At 46.3% G+C, this 24,398-nt stretch carries 13 protein-coding genes; 10 read left to right on the forward strand and 3 right to left on the reverse strand.

Going from position 1 to position 24,398, the window contains the following annotated elements; translation table 11 throughout:
- The first annotated feature begins 12 nt into the window (after positions 1-12).
- The 7 genes from QFZ48_RS14460 to QFZ48_RS14490 all read left to right on the forward strand — a co-directional run bounded on the left by QFZ48_RS14460 (position 13) and on the right by QFZ48_RS14490 (position 12,350).
- Positions 13-1,539 (forward strand): RagB/SusD family nutrient uptake outer membrane protein, encoded by a 1,527-nt coding sequence (locus QFZ48_RS14460; protein WP_429062753.1) that lies wholly within the window; start codon positions 13-15, stop codon positions 1,537-1,539.
- A gap of 66 nt (positions 1,540-1,605) precedes the next feature.
- Entirely contained in the window at positions 1,606-4,698 is a 3,093-nt protein-coding gene (locus QFZ48_RS14465) for a glycoside hydrolase family 2 TIM barrel-domain containing protein (RefSeq protein ID WP_429062755.1), read from the forward strand.
- Between the two features lie 5 nt (positions 4,699-4,703).
- A complete protein-coding gene (locus QFZ48_RS14470) occupies positions 4,704-6,593 on the forward strand; it encodes an MGH1-like glycoside hydrolase domain-containing protein (protein WP_429062759.1) in 1,890 nt (629 codons plus the stop codon).
- 4 nt (positions 6,594-6,597) lie between these two features.
- Positions 6,598-8,889, forward strand: a complete 2,292-nt coding sequence (locus tag QFZ48_RS14475) for an aminotransferase class III-fold pyridoxal phosphate-dependent enzyme (RefSeq protein WP_429062761.1) — start codon at positions 6,598-6,600, stop codon at positions 8,887-8,889.
- A 17-nt stretch (positions 8,890-8,906) separates the two neighbouring features.
- Positions 8,907-9,800, forward strand: a complete 894-nt coding sequence (locus tag QFZ48_RS14480; protein ID WP_429062763.1) for a DUF1338 domain-containing protein — start codon at positions 8,907-8,909, stop codon at positions 9,798-9,800.
- Positions 9,800-11,323 carry an L-piperidine-6-carboxylate dehydrogenase gene (gene amaB, locus QFZ48_RS14485; protein ID WP_429062764.1) on the forward strand — a complete coding sequence of 508 codons (1,524 nt, stop codon included), beginning with the start codon at positions 9,800-9,802 and terminating at the stop codon, positions 11,321-11,323. Before QFZ48_RS14480 ends, amaB begins: the two co-directional genes overlap by 1 nt.
- 118 nt (positions 11,324-11,441) lie before the next feature.
- Positions 11,442-12,350, forward strand: a complete 909-nt coding sequence (locus QFZ48_RS14490) for a DKNYY domain-containing protein (protein WP_429062766.1) — start codon at positions 11,442-11,444, stop codon at positions 12,348-12,350.
- A 71-nt stretch (positions 12,351-12,421) separates the two neighbouring features.
- Here QFZ48_RS14490 and QFZ48_RS14495 read toward each other — a convergent pair whose 3' ends face one another.
- Positions 12,422-13,948, reverse strand: coding sequence for a RagB/SusD family nutrient uptake outer membrane protein (locus tag QFZ48_RS14495; protein WP_429062768.1), 1,527 nt, complete (start codon positions 13,946-13,948; stop codon positions 12,422-12,424).
- Between the two features lie 15 nt (positions 13,949-13,963).
- On the reverse strand, positions 13,964-17,197 hold the full coding sequence (locus QFZ48_RS14500) for a SusC/RagA family TonB-linked outer membrane protein (protein WP_429062769.1): 3,234 nt from the start codon (positions 17,195-17,197) through the stop codon (positions 13,964-13,966).
- A 693-nt stretch (positions 17,198-17,890) separates the two neighbouring features.
- On the opposite strand from QFZ48_RS14500, the gene QFZ48_RS14505 reads away from it, so the two are divergent.
- Together QFZ48_RS14505 and QFZ48_RS14510 are read left to right on the forward strand one after the other, a co-directional pair.
- A complete protein-coding gene (locus tag QFZ48_RS14505) occupies positions 17,891-19,018 on the forward strand; it encodes a tetratricopeptide repeat protein (RefSeq protein ID WP_429062771.1) in 1,128 nt (375 codons plus the stop codon).
- A 20-nt stretch (positions 19,019-19,038) separates the two neighbouring features.
- A complete protein-coding gene (locus tag QFZ48_RS14510; RefSeq protein ID WP_429062773.1) occupies positions 19,039-19,680 on the forward strand; it encodes a hypothetical protein in 642 nt (213 codons plus the stop codon).
- Positions 19,681-19,726: 46 nt separating this feature from the next.
- Here the strand turns inward: QFZ48_RS14510 and QFZ48_RS14515 are convergent, their stop codons facing one another.
- Entirely contained in the window at positions 19,727-20,755 is a 1,029-nt protein-coding gene (locus QFZ48_RS14515) for an aldo/keto reductase (protein WP_429051514.1), read from the reverse strand.
- Positions 20,756-21,212: 457 nt separating this feature from the next.
- Between QFZ48_RS14515 and QFZ48_RS14520 the strand changes: the two genes are divergently transcribed.
- A complete protein-coding gene (locus QFZ48_RS14520) occupies positions 21,213-24,395 on the forward strand; it encodes a SusC/RagA family TonB-linked outer membrane protein (protein ID WP_429062774.1) in 3,183 nt (1,060 codons plus the stop codon).
- Positions 24,396-24,398 lie beyond the last annotated feature (3 nt).

Here is a 24,398-nt window from a genome sequence, read left to right on the forward strand (position 1 = left end):
AAACTGACAATCATGAAACTACCAATAGCCGTTCTCTTCTTCTTTTCCGTTGCGCTCTTCACTGCGTGCTCCGATAAATACCTGGAGCTGGACGATAAACAAAACCTCACAGAAAATACTTTCTGGACCACCCGGCAGCATGCTTTGCAGGGAATTACCGCCAGCTATGCGGCTTTACAGGGACACGACGGCTCCATGTGGACTTTCTTTGAGGAAGTATATATCACGCTCTCCTATAAGGCTGATGATATAGATAATAATAAAAATGAGCCTTATGGAAAAAATCTGGCTGCATTTGTAAACAGTGCAGATGAAGGCGGTCCCTGGAATCTCTGGGCTACCTGTTATGCAGGAATTGGCCGTGCTAACCAGGTGATCGAAAAAGTACCAGGCATTACTGCCATGACGGAAAAAGAAAGAAATGAAATTGTTGCAGAAGCTAAATTTCTCCGCGCCTATAATTATTTCATACTGGTAAATGGTTTTGAAAATGTACCGCTGGTATTGAAATTTGAAAAAGATCTTACCAAACTTCAAACGCCGCAGTCCCCCGCTGCAGACGTTTGGGCACAAATTGAAAAAGATCTGACAGAAGCAGAAGCCGTGCTGCCAACCGCTTATCCGGATGCATATAAAGGTCGTGCAACAAAAGGCGCCGCTAAAGCGCTGTTGGCAAAAACATATCTCTTCCAGGAAAAATGGACAGCGGCAGAAGCAAAATTCAGAGAGATTTACGGGCAGTACACCCTCAATACAAATTATATCGACAACTTCAACGGCACAAAGGAAAATGGCCCTGAATCCATCTTTGAAGTGCAATTCAGTGGCGATCGTTCCGTGTCTGATGAAAGACATCCTTTCAATTTTGAAGTGAGGCCCTATGCGCTTGATGGCTGGGAACTCTTTTATCCTTCTGACTGGCTGGTGACTACACTGATGAAAGATAAAACCGCAACAGGTGGTTATAGCGACAGGGTATATGGTACTATCTTTTTCAACGATCCGGCGTCAAAAATGTGGGATCTCAACATTCCCGCCAACCTCGTGCCCTACGCAGATGTGGCAGGCAATCTTTCCCACCCCGCCTTCTTCAATAAATATGCATACCCTAACGACAGGGGCGGTTCTTATGTAGGAACGAACATCTCCCTGATCCGTTATGCAGATGTGCTGCTTATGCTGGCAGAGGCAACGAATGAAAATGGGGGAACGGCTGCAGCTATTGACCTCGTGAATGAAGTGCGTAACCGCAGTCACGCGAAACCAATTGCAGCAGGCAGTCTGAATAAAGAACAGCTGCGGGAGCAGATCCGAAATCACGAAAGACCGGTAGAACTGGCAATGGAATTTGGTATCCGCTGGTTCGACCTGGTACGCTGGGGCCGTGGCGCTACCGCCAAACAACCGGTAAAAGCCCTGCTGACAAACCATGGTAAAGCTGCTGCAGCCAACTATGTAGAAGATAAACACATCCGCTACCCTATACCGCTGAAAGAGATCAACGTAAACCCGCTCCTGAAGCAAAACAATTTGTACTAAACAACCGGGCCGGTGTGCCATTGTATGCCGGCCGGTAATTTTTTTTCAAGATAAGCAAGGAACTTAATGAAATACAGCACCGGATTGATGATTGTTTGGTTGTTATGGCTCAATATTTTTACTGCCAGTTCCCAACAGCATCCACAGCCCTGGCAGCACCCGGAGATACAAACAGAAAACGCCCTGGCGCCGCGGGCATGGTTTATACCCGCCATCTCGGAGGCCGCTGCCATGTCGGGTTCCCCGTCCCCATTCCTGCTTTCGCTGGATGGCAACTGGAAGTTCAGGCTAGATGCATCACCTGCAGCAAGGCCCGATAGTTTTTATGCGGACCATTATGACGTGAGCAACTGGAAGAATATTAAAGTGCCCGCGCACTGGCAAACGGAAGGTTTCGATAAATTTATTTTCACGGATGTGGAATATCCTATTCCCGTAAATCCGCCGTATCCACCGGAGAACGACAATCCCACCGGCTCCTACCGGAGGAGCTTTACCATTCCCGCGAAATGGGCCGGCAGGAATGTAATCCTCCGCTTCGGCGCCGTAAATTCCTTTTTTTATTGCTGGATCAATGGCCGGTACTTAGGCTTTAGCAAAGACAGTAAAACTGCCGCCGAATTTGATATCACCCATTATTTACGGAAAGGAGAGAACACCATTTCCGTACAGGTATTCCGTTTTAGCGACGCCACCTACCTGGAAGGGCAGGATATGTGGAAGCTAAGCGGAATAGAACGAAGCGTGCAGCTGATTGCACAACCTAAAATAGCTGTACGCGATTTCTTTGTAAAAGCAGGACTGGACAGCACTTACACCAATGGTATCTTTAGCCTGGACGTACAACTAAATTCTACAGCACGGCATGGGCGTTTGCAAATAAAACTGCTGGATGACAAGGGAAACATCGTTATACAACAACAGCAAACGTTGAACGGCACTGCAGATTATCACTTTGATGCTACGCTGCATAATGTAAAAAGCTGGAATGCAGAGTATCCCCATCTTTATAAACTACTCATTTCCCAATTCGATAAAAATGGCAAGCTGGTGGAATGTATTGCGCATGAAACAGGCTTCCGGACGATAGAGATCAGGAACGGGCTATTGCTGGTAAACGGCGTGGCGGTAAAGATCAAAGGCGTAAACCGGCACGAACATAACATGTACACCGGGAAGGTGATCACGCAGGAAAATATGATGGAAGATATACGGCTGATGAAACAGTATAACATCAATGCGGTACGTGCCAGTCACTATCCCAACAGCCCGGAATGGTACCGCCTTTGCGACGAATACGGTATTTACGTGGCGGACGAAGCCAATATTGAATGCGATGGCATGTCGTTTCATCCGATGAAAACATTATCCGATAAACCGCAATGGAAAGAAGCCTATCTGCACCGCACCCGGAGGATGTTTGAAACCAACAAGAATCATTGCTCCATTATTACATGGTCGTTGGGAAATGAAAGCGGCTTTGGTGAAAACTTTGAAGCTACCTACCGGTATCTTAAATCAAAAGACAACACCCGCCCGGTTCAATACGAAGCGGCAGGAGACAATGAATTTACAGACATCGTGTGCCCGATGTATAAATCCACCAGTGTGTTGCTGGGGTACGTGAGAGAGTGGCGCAGCCGTCCGTTTATTCTTTGCGAATATGCGCACATGATGGGCAACGGTGGCGGTAACCTGAAAGAGTACTGGGACCTGATGTATCGTTACCCGCAATTGCAGGGCGGCTTTATCTGGGATTTTTCTGATCAGACTTTTAAAAAGAAAGATAAAGCAGGAAGGGATATCTGGGCCTATGGCCGGGATATGGGTAATGTAGGTCTTACCAGTGATACGAGTTATTGTGCTGACGGGTTGTTTGCAGCCGATCGCACGCCGCATCCACAGGCGTTTGAATTTAAAAAAGTAATACAGCCGGCAGGCTTTGAGCCCGTGCCGTTGTCGGCAAACAGTATCCGCATTATTAACCGCCTCGATTTTACAGACCTGGATCAGTTTTATTTCAACTGGGTTATCAGGTCAAACGGGGAAACGATCGCCAAAGGTGAACTGAATGCCGGTTCCGTGGCGCCCCATAAAGAAAAGATCATTACACTGCCTTTGCCGGTGCTGAAAGCGAAGCCCGGTGCGGAATATTTTGTTATGATAGAAATGAGGACGCGGCACGATGCGCCACTGGTGCCTGCACACTACCTCGCGGCATGGGAGCAGTTCCCGTTGCCTGTGGCACTGGCTGAAATGCCCGCTCCTGCAAGCACTAAAGCAATATCGGTTAAAGAAGAACCATCGCAAATAAAAATTGCCGGGGTTGATTTTGAAGTGGCATTCAGCCGGAAAACTGGCTGGCTGAGCGCTTATAACTGGCTGCAGCAGGCAATGATGAAGTCGCCCCTCGAGCCGCACTTCTGGCGTGCTGCCACGGATAATGACATCGGTAACAGTCAGCAGATCCGCTGCGCCGTATGGAAAGATGTATTGCAAACAGCCCGGCTTGATTCCCTGAAAATAGACACCACAAATAAACGACAGGTAGTCATCCGCACCTGGCACTATCTGCCTGCGGTAAAAGCAGTGTATAAAGCAGCGTATATAGTAACGGGAGATGGAGTAATAAACATCAGCGTAGCAATGAAATCCGGGAGAGATCCCATGCCGGAGCTTCCGCGATTCGGTATGCGCATGATCCTGCGCGGAGCATTCGATCAGGTGAAGTGGCTGGGCCGCGGTCCTTTTGATAATTATGCCGACCGGCAAACTGCTGCAGCTGTTGATATATACAGCATGAACGCCGATCAGCTTTTTCATCCTTATCCGCGTGCACAGGAAAGCGGCTACAGAACGGATGTGCGCTGGATAACCCTGACCAACAAAAACGGCGTGGGATTGACCGCACAGGGTCAGCCGCATATCAGCACAGGCGTATTGCATTTCAATATGGACCATCTTGAATTTGACCGCTACGCAGCGGAGAACAACCACGGTGGCTCTATGACGAACGAAGATCTGGTATGGTGGAATATCGATTATAAACAAATGGGCGTAGGCGGCGACAACAGCTGGGGCGCCACCCCACACGCAGAATATTTGCTGCCTTACCAGGATTACAGTTACTCTTTTACGCTACGTCCCGCTATAAAATGAAGCAGATGAGAATATGGATATTACTATTGCTCACCGTGCAGACAGCTACTGCGCAGCGCTACCGTTATCCTGATGTGTTGGATTTGCGGACGGCGCCTCCTGCCGGTGAAAGTATCGAGGCCAATGTATTCAGCGATATGGGTGCATGGCATGCCTATGCACTGCCCTCGGGGAAAGAAAACAACGGCGCCTTTATCGGCCCTTTGTTGATGGATATGCAGGGAGAATGGCTTTCCGGCTCTTTCTCAAGATTAGCTGTCCGTGAAAACGGTGTACCGCTTAACCTGCCGGCAGCGAAAGCCAACATTAAGTTTTATCCCGGGCTGTTACAGCAGCAATTTGAAATCGCCGGCCTGGTGATATGCCAGCAGCTCCTCTTTGCTTCCAGCCGCGAAGCATTGTTGTACACAAAAATTACCAACAGCTCCCGCTATCCCCGTATGCTGGATGTGGAATACTATGGGCAAACAAAAAAGAGGATGACTGCGGAGGCCTCCACCCTGCGGGTAAACGGTTTTGTAACCGTATTCCCCAAGGGCACTGCATTGCAGGCGGACAGCTTTACTTATAAAGCGCTTTGGAAGAATGTAGTGATACAACCCGGCGGAAGTTATGAACAAACACAGGTGCAGGCGTATTATCCCGGTGAAACGCGGCAACCTTTTCAATACAACTTCAAAACAGCGCTCAAAAAAAATGAAGCGAGATGGAATGGTTATCTCTCCCGGTATTTCTCCCTGGCATCTCATTTAACAGAGATAAAAAAAAGGCTGGCAGTCAAATGTATCATCACGCTTATTACCAACTGGCGAAGCAGCGCTAAGGACATCCTGCACGACGGCGTATTTCCCTCTGTAAACTACCGGGGCTTTTATGGCGTGTGGAGCTGGGACAGCTGGAAGCAGGCCGCGGGCCTCGCCACCTTTTTTCCTCAGCTGGCGAAAGACAACGTCCGTTCCATGTTCGATTACCAGGATGACCACGGCATGGTGGCAGACTGTATCTATGCAGATAAACGTGAAAACAACTGGCGGGATACCAAACCTCCTCTTGCCGCCTGGGCAGTGTGGGAAATCTATCTGCATACAAAAGACAAATCATTCGTCAAAGAAATGCTGCCTAAACTTATTGCCTATCATGAATGGTGGTATGCTAACCGCGATCACGACCGGAATGGCCTCTGCGAATACGGCGCTACCGATGGTACCCGCATAGCCGCAGCATGGGAAAGCGGAATGGATAATGCCGTACGCTTCGACAGCGCGGTGATGCTGCAAAACAACAGCAGCGCATGGTCGCTGAACCAGGAAAGTGTGGATCTCAATACTTATCTCTATGCAGAGAAATTGTACCTGGCAAAGCTTTCATCTCTCCTGGATAACAAACAACATACTTACCGGCAGCAAGCGGAGAAGTTGCTCCGGCGGATACGCACACAGTTCTACGATGAGCATGCCGGTTACTTCTACGACACCAGGGCGAATGGCTGTGTGCAGGTGGATGGCCCGGAAGGATGGATCCCGTTATGGGCTGGCGTAGCCACCTCACAGCAGGCCAGAAGGGTAAAAGAAAAAATGGAAGACACGGCAAAATTCAATACGAAAATACCGCTGCCTACCCTGGCTGCCGATCATGTTGCTTTTGATCCGATGAAAGGATACTGGCGCGGGCCGGTATGGCTGGACCAGTTTGCCTTTGGTACAAGCGGTTTACGGAAATACGGCTATGATAGTCTGGCAGCAGTATTCGAAAACCAACTATTGGAAAATGCAGCAGGCATGACAGCCAACGAACCGGTATATGAAAACTATCACCCGCTTACCGGTAAAGGGCTGAATGCAAAGAATTTCAGCTGGTCGGCCGCACACTTGTTAATGATACTGAAAAATAAATAACGTCATGGAATTTACAGCAAATGAAGTAAAGCAACTGGTACAAAAGAATTACCTGCTTGCAGTAGAAGTGGAAACACTCCAGGGCTACGATGAATTTAATTATAAAATAACGGATGTCTCCGGCCGTAAATTCATCCTCAAAATAACGGGGGAAGAAAAGCGCTACTCCTTCCTGGATGCGCAACTCCGCATATTGGAACATCTTTCAGTGAGCGCCGTGGCGTGGAACTTTCAGCAGATACTCCGCAACAAAAACCGGCAGGAACTTACGCCCATCTTCAAGGATGGTAAACAATATTACCTGCGTATCCTCTCCTGGCTGGAGGGAGTATGCTGGGCGCAGGTACCGCACAAAAACAAGGAGCTCTATCTTGGTCTCGGCAGCTTCCTCGGCAAAACAGATGAAGCGATGCAGGATTTTCAACACGACGCCCTGCACCGGCATTACACCTGGGATATCAGCACTGCCGCAAGCGCTAATCGCCTGCTGCACTGCATCCGCGATCATGAAAAAAGAAGGCTGGCCGGATATTTTTTGCTTGCCTTTGAAACAGAAGTGCTGCCGGTACTTGACTCGCTTCGTCATGCGAGCATCCACAACGACGCCAACGATTATAACGTATTGGTTCAAAACGGTGAAGTAAGCGGTTTGATAGACCTTGGCGATATGGTGTATTCTGCACTGGTGAATAATGTGGCTATTGCATGTACCTATGCGATGCTGAACACGGAAGATCCTTTACAGGCAGCTTCCTGGGTGATACAGGGATATCACGGCGCCTTTCCGTTAACAGAACAGGAAACAGATCTTATTTATTACCTGGTGGCTGCGAGGCTTTGTATCAGTGTAACACAGTCGGCCTGGCAGGCGTCACTCGGCTCTGTCAATGGCCATCACTTTGTAACAGAACGGGATGCCTGGTCGCTGCTGAATCAACTGATCCGGATAAACCCGCTGAAAGCCGCCGATACTTTCCGGAAAGCGTGTGGCATGTCCTTGCTTATCAATGCCGGCGAGGATTACAGTCCGTTGCTGCAGGAAAGGAAAACATTCATCGGCGCCAACCTGAGTATCAGCTACCGCAAGCCATTAAAAATTGTAAAAGGTGCATTGCAATACCTCTACGACGACAAAGGAAATACGTTTATTGATTGCGTAAATAATGTAAGCCATGTTGGGCATTGCCACCCGGTAGTAGTGAAAGCGATGCAGAAACAGATTGCCACGCTAAATACGAATACCCGTTACCTGAACAACCACCTGGTGGAGTTTGCCAAAGCGATCCATCGCACATTGCCTTCAAAGCTCTCCGTATGTTACTTCACCAATTCAGGAAGTGAAGCAAACGATCTGGCTATTCGCATGAGCCGTCATTTTACCCGCCGGAACGATGTGGTGGTGCTGGATCATGCTTATCATGGCACGTCTACTGTTGCAATGGAAATGAGCCCTTACAAGTTTGATGGCAAAGGCGGATCCGGGCAAATGCCTTATATCCACAAAGCCATCTCTCCCGATTTATACCGTGGAGCATACCGGTACAACGATCCGGAAGCAGGCGTTAAATATGCGCAGGATGTACAAACTATTCTTACGGAGAACCCGGGCAAGGTAGCGGCCTTTATCTGTGAAACATTGTTGGGTGTAGGTGGGCAAATCCCTTTACCGGATCATTACCTGGAAGCAGTATACCGGCATGTGCGTGAAGCAGGTGGCGTATGCATTGCAGATGAAGTGCAGGTAGGCTTCGGACGGGTAGGAGAGAAGTTCTGGGGATTTGAGCTGCAGCAGGTGGAACCTGATATTGTAGTGTTGGGAAAACCTATCGGCAACGGTCATCCACTGGCTGCCGTGGTGGTTACCAAAGAAATAGCCGCCGCATTTAACAACGGTATGGAGTATTTTAATACGTTTGGCGGGAACCCCGTTTCAATGGTTACCGGCAGGGCAGTACTGGACGTAATACAATCTGAAGATTTGCAGCAGCACGCGCTGGAAACAGGCAATTACCTCATGAAAGGCTTGCGTGGTTTAATGAATAAACACACCATTATCAGCGATGTAAGAGGACACGGTTTATTTGTGGGGGCAGAGATGGTGAAAAACAGGAATTCTATGGAACCCGCTGTGGATGAGATCAACAAGGTAGTGGAAGAAATGAAGGAAAGAGGGTTTCTGCTCAGCACCGACGGACCGTTATACAATGTGTTGAAAATAAAACCGCCATTGGTGTTCAGTAAAGAAAACGCCGCCGATATGGTGCATCATCTCGATGAAGTATTATCAAATCTTTAACTTAAAATATAACAGGTATGAGTAACCTGCAATTGATACTGGACGGCCTGATGCGCCGTTATAAAGAACGGGTGCCGGATGTGGAAAAAGTAATATCAGCCATGATGGAAGAAGGACTGATACAACATGCAAACGAAATTGAAAATGATCACATCGCATTCCGGACAATTGGCGTGCCCCACCTGGGCATCCAATCACTGGAGAAAATATTCCTGCACCATGGATATGTCAAAAGGGATTATTACTATTTCGCTGAAAAGAAACTCGACGCTTACTGGTATGCCCCGCCAGCGCCTTCTTTGCCCCGCATCTTCATCAGTGAGCTCCGGGTAAAAGACCTTTCTCCCGAAGCTCAACATATTATACACCATTATACAGATGAAGTTACGGCGGATCCTGTATTGCAACTGGATCTGAACGATGCCGCTGCGGTAGACGATTTTCTCCACAGCGGTCTTTGGCGACTACCTGCTTACAGCGATTTTTCAACATTAGCGAAAGAAAGTGAATATGCTTCATGGACTATTTACAACCGTTATTATCTCAATCATTTTACCATTAGTGTACACAACCTGAAGCCTGGCTATAATGACATTACAGCGTTCAACCGGTTTCTTGAAAAACATGGCTTCGTGCTTAATGATGCTGGCGGCAAGTTCAAGAAAAGTCCGGATGGCCTTTTGCTGCAAAGCTCCACTGTAGCGGGTATGATAACAGCGGCATTTGCAGATGGCGGGAAGCACGCGATCTCCGGTTCGTATGTGGAATTCGCGGAGCGCCGCGTGTTGCCTGCTTTCCGGCATCTGGATGTTACAGCCATAAAAAGGGAACATCGCCGGGAGGGCTTTGAAGCAGCCAATGCCAACAAAATATTCGAAAGCACGTATTCATCTCAAACCAATAAAAAATAATGGAATTTCTAAAGGAGTTAGGTATAATGCCGCGCAATTCCGGCGTTAGCACCGGTATGAACTGGCTGAACGGCAGGGGCGGAGATCTCGCGTCGTATTCTCCCGTAAACGGGCAACTGATTGCTACTGTTACGACGGCTGATGAAACTGATTACGACTCGGTGATCAATACTGCGGTAAAAGCTTTTGCGTATTGGCGTACCGTACCTGCGCCGCAACGCGGCGAAATAGTACGGCAGATAGGGGAGGCGCTTCGCCAAAAGAAACAGGCACTGGGCAGCCTGGTAAGTTTTGAAATGGGGAAAAGTTTGCAGGAAGGTTTGGGAGAAGTACAGGAGATGATTGACATATGCGATTTTGCGACAGGACTGAGCCGCCAGTTATATGGCCTTACCATGCATAGCGAACGTCCGATGCACCGGATGTATGAGCAATGGCATCCGCTTGGGGTTACGGGTATTATATCTGCTTTTAATTTCCCGGTGGCGGTATGGAGCTGGAATGCAATGCTGGCAATGGTATGCGGGAATGTATGTGTGTGGAAGCCCAGCGAGAAAACACCGGTATCTGCCATTGCCTGTCAGAAAATTATTGCAGCAATACTAAAGCGTAATAATGTGCCGGAAGGAGTAAGTTGTTTAATCAATGGTGGAAAAGAAACCGGCAGGCTGCTGTCCACGGATGTAAGAATACCGCTTGTATCAGCCACGGGGTCAACGCTCATGGGAAGAAATGTAGGTGTTGCCGTAGCGGCCAGGTTTGGACGTTGCCTGCTGGAGCTTGGCGGGAATAATGCCATCATGATTTCTAAAGATGCTGACCTGGATATGGCACTTACCGGCAGCGTATTTGGCGCCGTGGGTACTGCCGGGCAGCGCTGCACCACCACCCGGCGGCTGATCATCCATGAAGAGATATACACCCGTTTCACGGAACTATTGGTACATGCCTACGGCCAGCTCAGGATTGGCAATCCCCTGGATGAGTTAAATCATGTGGGACCTTTAATCGATAAGGATGCTGCAAATACTTACCTGGAGGCTATTGCAGCCTGTAAAGAGCAGGGAGGCCGTTTTGTTGTGGAAGGCGGCGTAATGGAGGGACCGGGTTATGAAAGCGGTTGTTACGTGAAGCCCTGTATTGCCGAAGTACTGCCTGGTTACCCCATCGTACAAACCGAAACTTTTGCTCCTATTCTATATCTCATGAAATACAAAACCACAGAAGAGGCAGTAGCTATACAGAATGAGGTGCCCCAGGGGTTATCTTCCGCTATTATGACCATGAACCTCCGGGAGGCGGAATACTTCCTGTCTGCCTCCGGCAGCGATTGCGGGATTGCAAATGTGAACATCGGTACTTCCGGCGCAGAAATAGGAGGCGCCTTCGGCGGAGAAAAAGAAACCGGCGGTGGCAGGGAAAGCGGCAGCGACGCATGGAAAGTTTATATGAGAAGACAAACCAACACCATTAATTACGGCACCCATCTGCCGCTGGCACAAGGGATCCGGTTTGATCTCTGATAGAGGGTATACCACGGGAAGGGGCTATGCTGTAAAGCATGCCCCCTTTCTTGTCTATGGAAAACGGAAGAAACCACTATATTTACTGCATAAAATTAACCCCCGTAAACATCAATCTATGTTCCGTTACCTTACTTTTCTGCTTTGTTGTATACCCGCCTGCCTCTTTGCACAATCCAATCTTACAGTAGATGTGGGAGATACAGAAGTGACCTTTCACAGCACAAGCGCCTTCGGTCTCCGGGGTAACCGCAGTCAAACGCTGAAACCCAGGGATATTGCTTCCTTTAAGTACCTGGGCGGGGCTTTTTCAAAAGATAAGTTCCAGGTTTATTTCTATACAAGCATCGTAAAGGAAGCTGATGCCGCATCTTTTTTCTGCCTGGGCCGCAATAGCCTATATCCCGAATTTAATCTTTTCCCTAAACTCAAATCAGTGATAGGCGCCGATGAAAAGAACATTTACTTTATGCCCAACTTCGGACCCGTTGGCGACTATGTGGATGATGTGACCGTAATGGACCGGAAAACATTTGGCGTAATAACTGTATTGGATTCCATCAGCGGGAGTTACCTGTTGAGAGATGGGAAGAAAATATACGTGATGATGAAGGATATGTACGACAGAACGAATGTTATTCCTACTGATCTGGTGGAAAAAAATATTACGTTAATCGGCGGCGGATATCTCCTGAATGGCGATACACTCTATTATCAGATCTTCCCGATCCATAAAGTGAAGCCCGGAAGTATGAAAGTGTACGCAGGATCTAAGTATATAACTGATGGGAAAAAGGTTTACCACTATACATACAGCCTCGACCCAATAGTAGCAGACTATGCCTCTTTTAAAGTACACCCGGTATATAAAGCCTTTGCCAGGGATAAGAAGGATTATTATTTTAAGGGAGAAAAAATGTCATCTTCCCTGACTGCATTTGAAGTGGCAAAGGAAATATTCAGCAAGGTTGATATTGAACCGGCCAATCACCGGCGTTACCTGAAGATGTGTGAGGAAACCGACTAATTTCTCCATTATAAAATTAAAAATGGGCTGCGGGTAAATTACCTGCAGCCCATTTTTTGATTGATTGAATACTATTCTAAAGCACCATTATAATCTGATTCTTTCAACGGAACTTTCCAGGTCCATTTGTTATTACTTTCAGGAGTGATGGTAATAGCCAAAGAAGTTATAAAGTTACCACCGTTGGCGTAATCGCGTCTTACAATAGGATCTCCCCAACGTTTCATATCAAACCAATCGAAACCTTCTCCCCACAGCTCAATAGCGCGGTATGTTTTGATTTCATTTAGCAGATCTGTACCTGTTTTGGTGCAGGTGTAGCTTGCGTCACGTCCCGAGTTTTTGGTTAAGTCAACCAGTACCTGCTGAACTTCGGCTGCCGGCTTATTCTGGTAATATTTAGCTTCTGCTTCAATCAGATACATTTCGGAAGAGCGGAAGTGATTCACATTGCCAACGCCGGGCTGGTCATTCGCTTTCACTTTAAACTGCATATAGGCGTATACGTTTGACGTGCTGTAGATATCCGGGAACAGCTGGAAAGCACGGGCTTTCAATGCTGCGCCGGCGGCGCCTGTGGCAGTGGTATAAGGATCTGTTTTGGGATCAAGGAACAGGTTTTTGCGGATATCCGTAGCGGGGATTTTATTATACAATTCTTTGCTGATACACTTAGGATAAGTTCTGACTGCAGAAGCGCTGGAATTGTATGCGATGTATGACTGGTAAGAGTAATAGTATAAAGTTTCATCTGACGCGCCATAGCTGCTCCATAACCATTCGCTGTTTGGAGTAGAGAAGCCTGCTTTGTAGTCAGCTACAGACATCAAAGGATATCCGGTGCGGGCTTTAGCAGCAAAAGCCTCTGCTTTCGGATAGTCCTGGCGTGTGAGTGCTGCACGGGCATAAACTGCATACGCCACATTGATATCCATTTCAAAATTCTTCGACCTGGATTTACCAGCGGCCGTGAACAATTCGATCGCTTTATCCAGGTCACTGTAGATAAGGCTATAGGTAGCTCCCAGCGAAGACCTTTCGAGGTCGCCATTGGAGAGGTCCGTTCTCAGTACAAGGCCCGGAGTTGCGCCGTTATTGGAATCGCTCCATCTGTTACCATATAACTGTGCCAGCATAGTATAGCAGTAGGCCCTGTAGGTTAACGCCTGTGCTTTGATGAAATTTTTATCAGCTTCTGATCCCTTTGCGGCATCAATGTAAAAAATGATGGCGTTGGCATTGCCAATTACTTTGTAATAGTAGTACCACGGATAGTAGTCATAAATGCTACTTACATTTTCGTTGATAGTACCATTGATAAGCGTGGCCCAGCCCGGCAGGTTTACATAAAAATTGTTGCCAGGATAGTTGCCATAGTACATTTTAATCGTTCCTTCCCCGTTGAATCCCTGGGAAGACAGGTACTGCACCGTCATCAATTTGGCCAGGCCGTTAACGGCTAATTTTGCATTTTCCGTTGATTCAAATGCAGTAGAAGTACCGGTTGAGCTGGTAGGTTCGGTATCCAGGTAATCCTTTTTACAAGAGCCTGCAAGCAGTACAAAAAACAACAAACCTATATTATATATCTTATTCATCTTTCTTCTTTTTAATTATAAACCAATATTAACACCAAGAGATATTACACGTGGCGTTACAAAAGCGTTTAGGCTTCTTCCGTTAAACGACTGCTGCGGATTCATGCCTTGCAGTTTTGTAAGCGTCACCAGGTTTTCAACACTCAAAGTAAATCTGGCAGATCTGATGTCTATTTTCTGTAGTAAAGAAGAAGGTACCTGGTAAGCCAAAGCAATATTCTTCACTACGAAGTAAGAGCCATTCTGGAGAAACCGGGTTGACATAGCGTTGCTATAATTACTTTTGGAGAAATCCATTACAGGAACGCCTTTAGGGTCAATACGGTTGGAAGAAGTTTCTGTGATGCCGGAAGGAACTCCATCCCATGATTTTAGTACATCTTTATGCATCTGGCCTACAGTACCCGACATAGTCATCAGATCCAGGTAGGAATCATCATAAACTTTACCTCCCAGGGAATAAGTGAAGATGCCCGACAAGGTGAGATCTTTGTAGGTAAGGCCGGTGGAGAAGCTACCAAAAACATCCGGGATGGCACTGCCTGACCAATCACGTTTTGCGTAAGTGGTGTAGGTGGTATAGTCAACGCCGTTGATATTCACAAGATATTTGTAGTGTGCGCCATTTACATCTTTCGGATCGAAGTTTTCATTATCCGCCAGGTACAAAGCGCTGCCGGTCATTTGATCCACGCCGGCGTACTGGTATGTCCAGAAGTCATAAATGCCATGTCCTTCCATGTATTTATAATTTCCGTTGATAATCCCATTGGCCCGGTTTTGCTCCGGTAAGGAAACAATTTTATTTTTCAGGAAAGTGGCATTTACGCCAACATTCCATTTAAAATCTCTCTTCCTGATTACATCAACATCTAACGACAGCTCAAACCCTTTATTGGAAACCGTACCCAGGTTTTTTGTAATAACAGACTCGGCTACCGTATTAGAAGTACCACCGGCAGATAATGGTAAGCTTACATCAAATAACAAGTTTTGTGAACGTTTATCAAAATACTCAACAGTGAAGTTGGCCCTGTTGAACAAACGTGTTTCCAAAGCAGCAGAAATGGAAGAAGAGGTTTCCCATTGCAGATCAAGTGCTTCGTTTTGCGTTTTATATAACGCAGCAAGATTGTTATTCTGATCAATGGTATACAATGCCATGTATGCGTAGGTGGCGGCGCTTACGTCGTTACCTACCTGACCGTAAGAAGCACGGAGCTTTGCATAATCCGCATATCGGGAAAGGCCGGTAAAGAACTTTTCTTTAGACAAGAGCCAGCTACCACCTAATGACCAGAAATTACCCCAGCGGTTATCTTTATAGAACTTGGAAGAACCATCTCTTCTGAATGAACCATCCAGGAAATACTTTTCATCGTAGTTATAGCGTGCGCGTGCGAAGTATCCTTCGGATCTGTAGTTTACCTGGTAGTCGGTGAGATCAGTGATGTTGGTAAAGTTTACTAATTCGGTTGCATTCGCAAACGTTTCAGTCGTTTTATATCCATACAGATAGTTATAGTTGTCGTAATAGTTTTCATGACCTACCAACGCATCTACTGTATGAAAGCCATAAGATTTACCCCAGTTCAGCATTTGCTGGGCAGTGTAATTTTTATAGCGGTAGTTGGTTCGGGAGGCGCGACCCTGGTTACCTGCGCCATCACCAATGATGGCGTTATCGTAAGTCTGGGTATCACTGTTGCGGACGTTGAGGTCGCCCTTCACGGTGAACGTAAAGTCTTTAGGTAATTTAAAGTCCAGGAACACCTGGCCATTTACTGTATTTCTATATACCAGGTCTTTATTCAGTTCATTTTCCCAGGTAGTATGACGGCCAATAAATTGATTGCGGCTGGTAGAACCATCATCATATTGTTCCTTACCGGCATCATCCAGCACCAGTTCACCGGTAGCTTTGTCGTGTAGGTGCACAGGATAGATAGGTGCTATGCCCCTGGCATACATGAAAGGGTTGGCATAGGAAGACGCACTTGTTGAAGTAGCGGAAATATTACTGGTATTCTGATGAGAACCAGCGAGATTAAATCCGTATTTAAACCAATCTTTCGCCTGTATATCAGCGTTAATCCTGCCGGTGAATCTTTTATAACCGGTATTTATCACATATCCGTCTTCATCAAGATATCCGGCGGAATAGTAGAGATTACTTTTTTTATTGCTTGCACTACCATTGAGTGAGTATTCCTGGCGGAAGCCGGTTCTTTCCACACCATCGAACCAGTTCAGGTCATTGGCGTAGCCGGATTTTATCCTGGCATCACCAACCAGTTTGCCGTTGGCATCAAATAGCTGGTCGTCTGGTTTGTTGTAGATGTTCAGGTATAAATAGTCAGAAATCAAGCTGCTGGTGGCCTTTGCACCGGCCGCTTCTTTCGTCGGATAGCCGGTAGGGTTGGTAGACATCAGGTTGTTTCTGTAACCCTTCCACATGGTTTCCATAAACTCGTTAGCGCTCAGTACCTTGTATTCTTTGATACCACGGGTGTATACGCCTTGGTTCATAACCAGGTTTACATTGCCATCGCTGGCTTTGGAAGCCCTTTTTGTGGTCATAATAATAACACCGTTAGATGCCTTGTTGCCATATAAGGCGCCGGCTGCAGCGTCTTTCAATACAGAAACAGATTCTATGTCTGCCGGATTGATATCCGTTACATTGCCGGAAAAAGGCACGCCATCGATAACATACAACGGAGTGTTATCACCGTTTACGGAACTAAACCCGCGGATGCGGATACTGGGCAGTGCACCCGGTGTTCCTGTAGTGTTATTAACCTGAATACCTGCACTACCTTCCAACACACTCAGCGCATTGGAAACCGGGCGTTTTTCGATGTCTTTCGCCTTAATTGCAGCTACAGAACCTGTCAGCGATTCTTTCTTTGCATTACCATAAGCGACTACAATCACCTCGTTCAGATCATCACGTTGCACGGCGAGTGTCACGTTGATAATATCTGAGGCGCCTACCGTAACATTTTTTATCGCAAAGCCTATGGAGCGGAACGATAACACTTTGCCGGCAGGTACATTAATACTGTAATTACCATTTGCATCGGTTTGGGTTCCCACGGATGTACCCTGGATTACTACCGAAGTGCCGGGAATACCGCTTCCATCGGCGGTGTTGGTAACTTTACCGGTAATTCTTTTTTCCTGTGCAAATACTGCAACAGTTTGCAGCATGCTCAACAGGAAAAAAACAAGTAAACTTTTTCTCATGAAAATTTAGATTTAGATATAGAAAGAAAACTCAGACATAGAAAGGATTACAGCTGTAGTATACCCATAGCCCTGCCAGCCGCACATATCAGGAGATATGCAGGTTTGTTTCAAACTGGATTTACTGCGCGCAAGAATAACGCTAAAGGCGCCGGCCTTTAAAACATCTCTTAAAAAATTCAGCTTGAATTTTATCTCGTAAGCGAATATGTACTACTAAAGCGCCGCCTCAGTAGCCCTTATTCAGATTTTGGATTTTAGTTCTCATATAAGCAAATAGGCCGCCCCTAAAGGCGTTGTTTAGATTTAGACTTGTACAATAAGTTATCATTTCTAAGACATCCGTCTTAGCATTTAGCTGTTTAGATAAAATATTTTGACTTTTAACTCAGGATAAAATCGCCATAGTACTGCTGTAATTTAGGTTAGACTTTGGTTTTACTACCGAAACGGGTTACTATAACTTCAGTGCTCACGCAATAAATTCTAAAGGTATAGAAGGGCCGGCATGGCCACCTTCCATCGGGCATAGTTTTGTTGTAATTGATGTGCTCCTGCCGTAAAAATAAATAAAACTTTTTCTTTTTATAATTTTTTTTTGAGAGTGCACTTTATTGACGCAAAGAATTCCGCAGGAAGTATTGTTTTAACCCTTTTGCCTATATTAGTATCCGCTCAAATTTAGCGCTATCTATGAACAAGATACTCTTAACAATAATGTTTAGTCTCCTGGTAGTATCTTCCTTCGCCCAGGATACTACTCTTCCCTCATTACAAAAATTAACCACCGACAAGCAATTTGATGCAATTGTCGCGCAGTATGCCCCGGCACAGGAGCACCTGTCAGCAGCAGCATTATACTACGTAGGATATGCGTATTTTATGAAGCAGCAAGATGACAGCTGCCTGAAATTTATGGATCTTTCTATTGATAGAAATGCGAATGATCACCGGGCATATTTTATAAAAGGATCTACACTGAATTACATGCAGCAGTTTGATCAGTCGATTAAATGCTTCAAGGCGGCTATTGCATTGAAACCAGATACTGCAGAGTATTACAGCGGATTGGGAGATGCATACTACAACCTCCACCTGTATGAATCGGCCCTTGAAAATTATAAAACGGCAACGGAAAAGAAAGCTCCCGGCGAACGTCCGTTTTTAATGGTTCCCCAGGTATACTTTAATCTGCACCAGGAGTCGAAAGCGCTGGAAGCACTTTATAATAATACATCGAAGCTTCCCCATGGAAGCGAGGGATATACGAAGTCGTGGTTTAACATCGGCCAGATCGAATCTTTAAGCGGCAACTATGATAAAGCGGAAACGGCTTTTCTTGCAGTGATAAAATCCGATTCATCCGACTTTCATGCTTATGCAAAACTGATCCAGGTGTATTATCATAATAAAACCTATGAAAAGGCAAAGTTTTATAGGGCCAGTTTATATGATGCCCACAAACAAGGACTGCTGAAAGAAAATATGGAAGATATGTTCTGCTTTGATCAGTTTAAGTGGAAAGGCAAATCCATCCAGGCTTTTGAGCGATATGAAGAAGGGCCTAAACAAGGGATTTTCAATAAGCAGATTTTTTATGTGCTGGATTCCATTGGAAATGTAGACTTCACTATACAAACGGAGTATTCACCTATTTCTGTAGAGATGGGAGGACCGAAGTATATCCTTTGTGGTTCTCAGGGAGGAACGCATTTAAACTATGGCATCGGGTTTAATGATAACTTTAAGTATGATGATTTGAAAAATGCGGTAGTTAATATTTTGGAGAAGAAATACAAAACGGTGGCTGAAAGTAAATAAGAACTCATATCTATTGGACTATGACATCCCAGGACACTATCCTCAAGAGATATAACAGTATCCGCAAGCGCGCTTTTAATAATTATATAGAAATCCGGTTGTTCTATTTTTTCCAACATGCAATAGCGAATCCGGAAGTAAACGATATTAAGCAACTTATAATAGAACCTGGATTATATGATCTATATGCTTCCTGTTACCAGCTAACATCTGTTGAGAAAGTACCGGAAGGCCAATCTCTTACCATCGGGGAACTGGACAAACTATACATAAACTGGTATAACAATCACCCGCCGGAACTTCAATCCCTGCGACAACATTTTGAAAATAACTGTTTTCTCTCCATAGAAAAGTTCAGTGAGATTTATAATAATATACAGAGGAAATGCCACTACTGTAACATTACGGAAGCTGAAATTGATCTACTGAGAAGCCACAAGAAAATAGAGACCAAACGTTTCATCACAAGAGGAAAAACACTGGAGGTGGACAGGATCAATCCATTCCAACCTTATGAAGAAGGGAACCTGGTGCTTTGCTGTTACTGGTGCAATAATGCCAAAACAGATGAATTCTCAGAAGAAGAGTTTAAGAAAATAGGAAAAGTAATGGAAGAGATATGGAACGAACGGTTAAGAAATGAAGAGGCTGACCAAAAGTAATGGCCAGCCTCAGCGCCTTAAACGAGTCTCAAAGTCTTCGTCTTAATCATTTAATCAACCCCGCTGCCACATGCTGAGGATCTGCCAGGTTATGGTTAAACCAGTGCGGATATAACGGCCCAGGAGCCGTGAGACTGTCCAGTAATTCCACTTCCGCAACAGAGAGCTCAATGGACGCTGCTTTCAGGTTGTCTTCCAGCTGCTGTACTTTGGATGCGCCAATCAGTACGCTGGACACTACCGGTTTGGTGAGCAGCCAGGCCAATGATATTTGTGCCACCGTGGCGTTATGTGCCGCCGCAATTTCTTTCATCCGGTCTACCAGGACAAACCCTTTTTCTTTGTCGAACGGAATGATATCAAAGCCGGAAAGGCGGTTCCCTTCTTCTTTCAGATTTTCCCGGGTGTATTTGCCACTCAGGAATCCGCCAGCCAGTGGTCCCCAAACCGTCATGCCTATTCCTGCCTGTTGCATAAACGGTACCACATCGTATTCCACATCACGGCCAACAAGGGTGTAGTTCATCTGGCCATTGCAAAAGGTAGCCCAATTATTGTCGCGCTGCATCTGCCAGGCAAGCGCCGATTTCCATACCGACCAGTTGGAGAACCCGATGTACCGCACCTTCCCGCTTTTTACCAACCCATCCAGCGTAGCCAGGGTTTCTTCCAGTGGCGTTACCGGGTCTTCCCGGTGAACAATGTACAAGTCAATATAGTCGGTACCCAGTCGCTTCAGGCTCTGATCGCAGGAGTACAGGATATGCCTGCGGGAAAGCCCCGACTGCGTAATAGGCGCACCATTCCGGAATCCTACTTTGGTGGCAATCACCACTTCATGCCGGCGGCTGGCCAGCAATTTGCCAAGCATTACTTCCGACTGGCCACCGGCATACCCGTCGGCAGTATCAAAGAAGTTTATGCCGGCAGCCAGCGATGTGTCAATCATTTTACGCGCTTCCTCATCTGATACCTTATATATAGTAGGCATAGATGGATCGCTGCCAAAGGTCATGGCGCCAAAGGATAATCTGGAAACAATCAATCCGGTATTTCCCAGGGTAGTGTATTTCATAAGAAACTTAATTGTTGGTTCAAAATATGGTTAAGCCATCGAAAAGAATAACAAATATCGCCGGAAAATTTATTCCCTGATACTACTATTGTTAATACTTATTTATCAATAGTAGTATTTTTCTGACCCTGCAGACTACCATTTTTTTAAATACTTTTTACATAAATGGTTGATTTAAAGCTTGTTAGCACTGGTTAACATTTGTGTTATAATCGTTATCAAAGCTGATATGGATTCTTACGAAAGAACGATAGCTTCATCATGAATTCCAGACGTTATGATTTGTAAAATTGGCCTATACCACTTTTATGATGCACCGTATGATGCCATAAAAAGGACCTGTACAAGAACAATTTCCATCTTAAGAATTCCACTTTTTATATCAACCAGATACCGTCAGTATGTTTAAAACAAACGTTATGAAACACTTATTACCTCACCTCCAAATCATTCTTCAATGAAAAAAACTCTAACAAGGTTAAAACCCATATGCTGTTTTTTCCTCTGCTATTCATTGTTAATGATCAACTGCTCCCTGCGTGCTTACAGTCAATCCCGTACTGTAAAGGGAGTGATTACAGGTGAATCGCAGCCACTACCCGGTGCAACCGTGCTGGTAAAAGGCACCAAAACAATGGCGCTTAGTAATTTAAACGGAGAATTCACTATTGCAGCCGCCAAAGGAGATGTATTGGTCGTTACCTATCTCAGTTATCAAACCAGGGAAATCCGTGTAGGAGAGGAAGATGTTATCCGTATATCACTTACTTCCGCTACCAGTAAGCTCGACGAACTGGTGGTAGTGGCTTATGGCAAGGCCAAACGGGCCAACCTCACCAGCGCACAAACTACGATTACCTCCAAAGAAATGGACCGCACAGTAAATACCACGCTGGAACAAGCCATACAGGGACGCTCCGCAGGCGTGTATATAACTCAGAATTCCGGTCAGCCCGGTGGCGGTATCTCCGTGAACATCCGTGGCGTGAACTCTATTAATGGTACCAACGAGCCGTTGTATGTAATTGATGGTGTTCAGATGCCCGGCGCGTCCATCTCCTTTGGGTCAACCAGTTCGTCCAATCCACTGGCCGGCCTTAACCCCGCCGACATCGAAAATATTGAAGTATTGCAGGGACCTTCCGCTACCGCGCTGTATGGCTCCAGGGCCACCAACGGGGTGCTGATCGTAACCACCAAAAGAGGTAAAGCCGGCGATACTAAAATGGACTACATGTTCCAATATAATATACAAACGCCGCCACCACATGTAGAAGTGATGGACCTGCGCCAATACGCACAAATGGTAAATGAATACCACGCACTGGCAGGCGGCAACACCCAGGGGGAATTTAAAGACCCTTCCCTGCTGGGTAAAGGTACCGACTGGCAAAAGGAACTTTTCAAAAATGCTCCCATGAGTAAACACCAGCTGAGCCTGAGCGGAGGCACCGATAAAACTACCTACTACCTTTCCGGCGAATACATGAAGCAGGAAGGTATTGCACTGGGTTCGGGCTTTAACAGGTATGGGTTCCGGTTAAACCTCGACAATAAACCCCGCAACTGGATCGCACTGAACGCCAATCTCAGCTTCAACCAAACAAAGGAAAATCTCACCACCAGCCAGGAAAATATTATTTCTAACGCTTTGATGCTCACTCCGCAGATCCCCGTGAAAAATATGGACGGTTCCTGGGGAGGCGGCGATCTTACCAATGGCGCCAATATCTTTACCCCGGTGAATCCTATTGCCATTGCCAATCTGAATATCAACAGGGCAGTAAGGCGGCAGTTGATCGGCGGCATCGGCGCCAGCATAAACCCTATAAAGGATCTCTATATCAGAACTACTTTCAATACCAATTTTGGCTTCGCCAACACAGAAAATTACCTGCCTACCTATTCTATTGGCTGGGCGGTAAACGACCGGGCTAGTCTTACCAACGGAAGCAATGTAAGTACCTACTGGAACTGGAATCAGCTGATTGAATACTCCAAACAACTTGGAAAACATAATATTAACCTGATGGTGAGCCATGAGGCGCAGGAATCCAACTGGAAAAATTTAACCGGTGGCAGGAAAGGGTTTCTTACCAATGACATCCTGGATCTGAACGCAGGTGAGGCGGCCGATGCCACCAACTCCGGTGGCCAGGGCGACTGGGCAATGGAATCTTATCTTGGAAGAATAAATTATAATTACGATGACCGGTATATCCTGTCAGCTTCTGCCAGGAGAGACGGATCAGCAAACTTCGGAGATGAAAATATCTGGGGCACCTTCTCCGCTGTTTCAGCAGCATGGCGCGTTTCCAGGGAACACTTCTTCCAGGTACCTTTTATCAGCGACCTTAAACTGAGATTTGAAACCGGTATCACCGGTAACTCGGGCTGGAGCGCCGGTATCTATGCGCCTATGCAGGCCGCCGCCACACCAACCGGTACAGGGTTTTTAACATCCCGGTATGCGAACCCGGGGTTGCAGTGGGAGTCTACCCAAACCAATAATATTGGTATTAATATGGGCTTCCTGAATAACAGGATCAGCATCGAGGCGGACTATTATGTGAAAAATACCGACAACCTCCTGATGGATATTCCACTGCCCTGGTATATGGGTACCAACGGGATCGGTGCAGTAGGAGCGCCGACCGTTAACATCGGCTCCCTGGAGAATAAAGGATGGGCCGTAACGATCAACACCACCAACATCCGCACAAAAGATTTTAAATGGGAATCCAGTCTCAATCTGTCGGGGTTCAAAACAACGATCAAAAAGTTCAATACAGATGCAGGTGTGCTGAACCGCACTTCCTGGTGGCTGGATAACTGGACGCAGCAATCTGTTGTGGGCCAGGCGCCCTGGTTGTTCCTGGGCTATATCCAGGAAGGTATTTTCCAGTCGGTAGACGAAATCAATAAAAGCGCCGTGCCGGTAGATAACACCGGGCAGCGTCTTCCCACCAATGTGGACAATATCTGGGTAGGAGATGTGAAGTTCAAAGATGTAAGCGGTCCGCAAGGAAAGCCCGATGGCATCATTGATGTAAATGATCAAACCTATATCGGCAACCCCTATCCGAAAGTATTTGGCGGCTTTACAAACACCTTTTCTTATAAAGGATTTGACCTGAGTATTTTAATCACCGGCACTTACGGCAATGATGTATATAATTACCTGGCAAGGGTGAACTCCAATCCCAACCAGATCAATCTTAGCCGCAACATGATGATAGAAGCAATGGACTATGCCAAACCGGTAACGGATAAAGACGGCAATGTGTCCTTATCGAATCCGGGAACAAATGTCCCGAGAATATCCAGTGGTCCGAACGGCAACTACGGCCGTATCACCGACAGGTTCGTGGAAGATGGTTCTTTCCTTCGGCTGAAAAATGTTTCCCTCTCTTATAGCTTGCCCGCTTCCCTGCTGGCAAAGCAAAAAATAATCAGGGGCGCCAGGTTAACTTTTGGCGCGCAAAACCTGGCTACTCTCACCGGTTATACCGGATACGATCCTGAAGTAGGTGGTTACGTGGGAAGGGAGTCCAGCTCCGGGAATCAGGCTATAGGACTTGATTTCGGACGTTATCCGCTCACACGCATCTACACTTTTGCCCTAGGCGTTAATTTCTAAAAT

The sequence above is a fragment of the Chitinophaga sp. W2I13 genome (assembly GCF_050434005.1).
In the GTDB taxonomy this organism is placed as follows: domain Bacteria; phylum Bacteroidota; class Bacteroidia; order Chitinophagales; family Chitinophagaceae; genus Chitinophaga.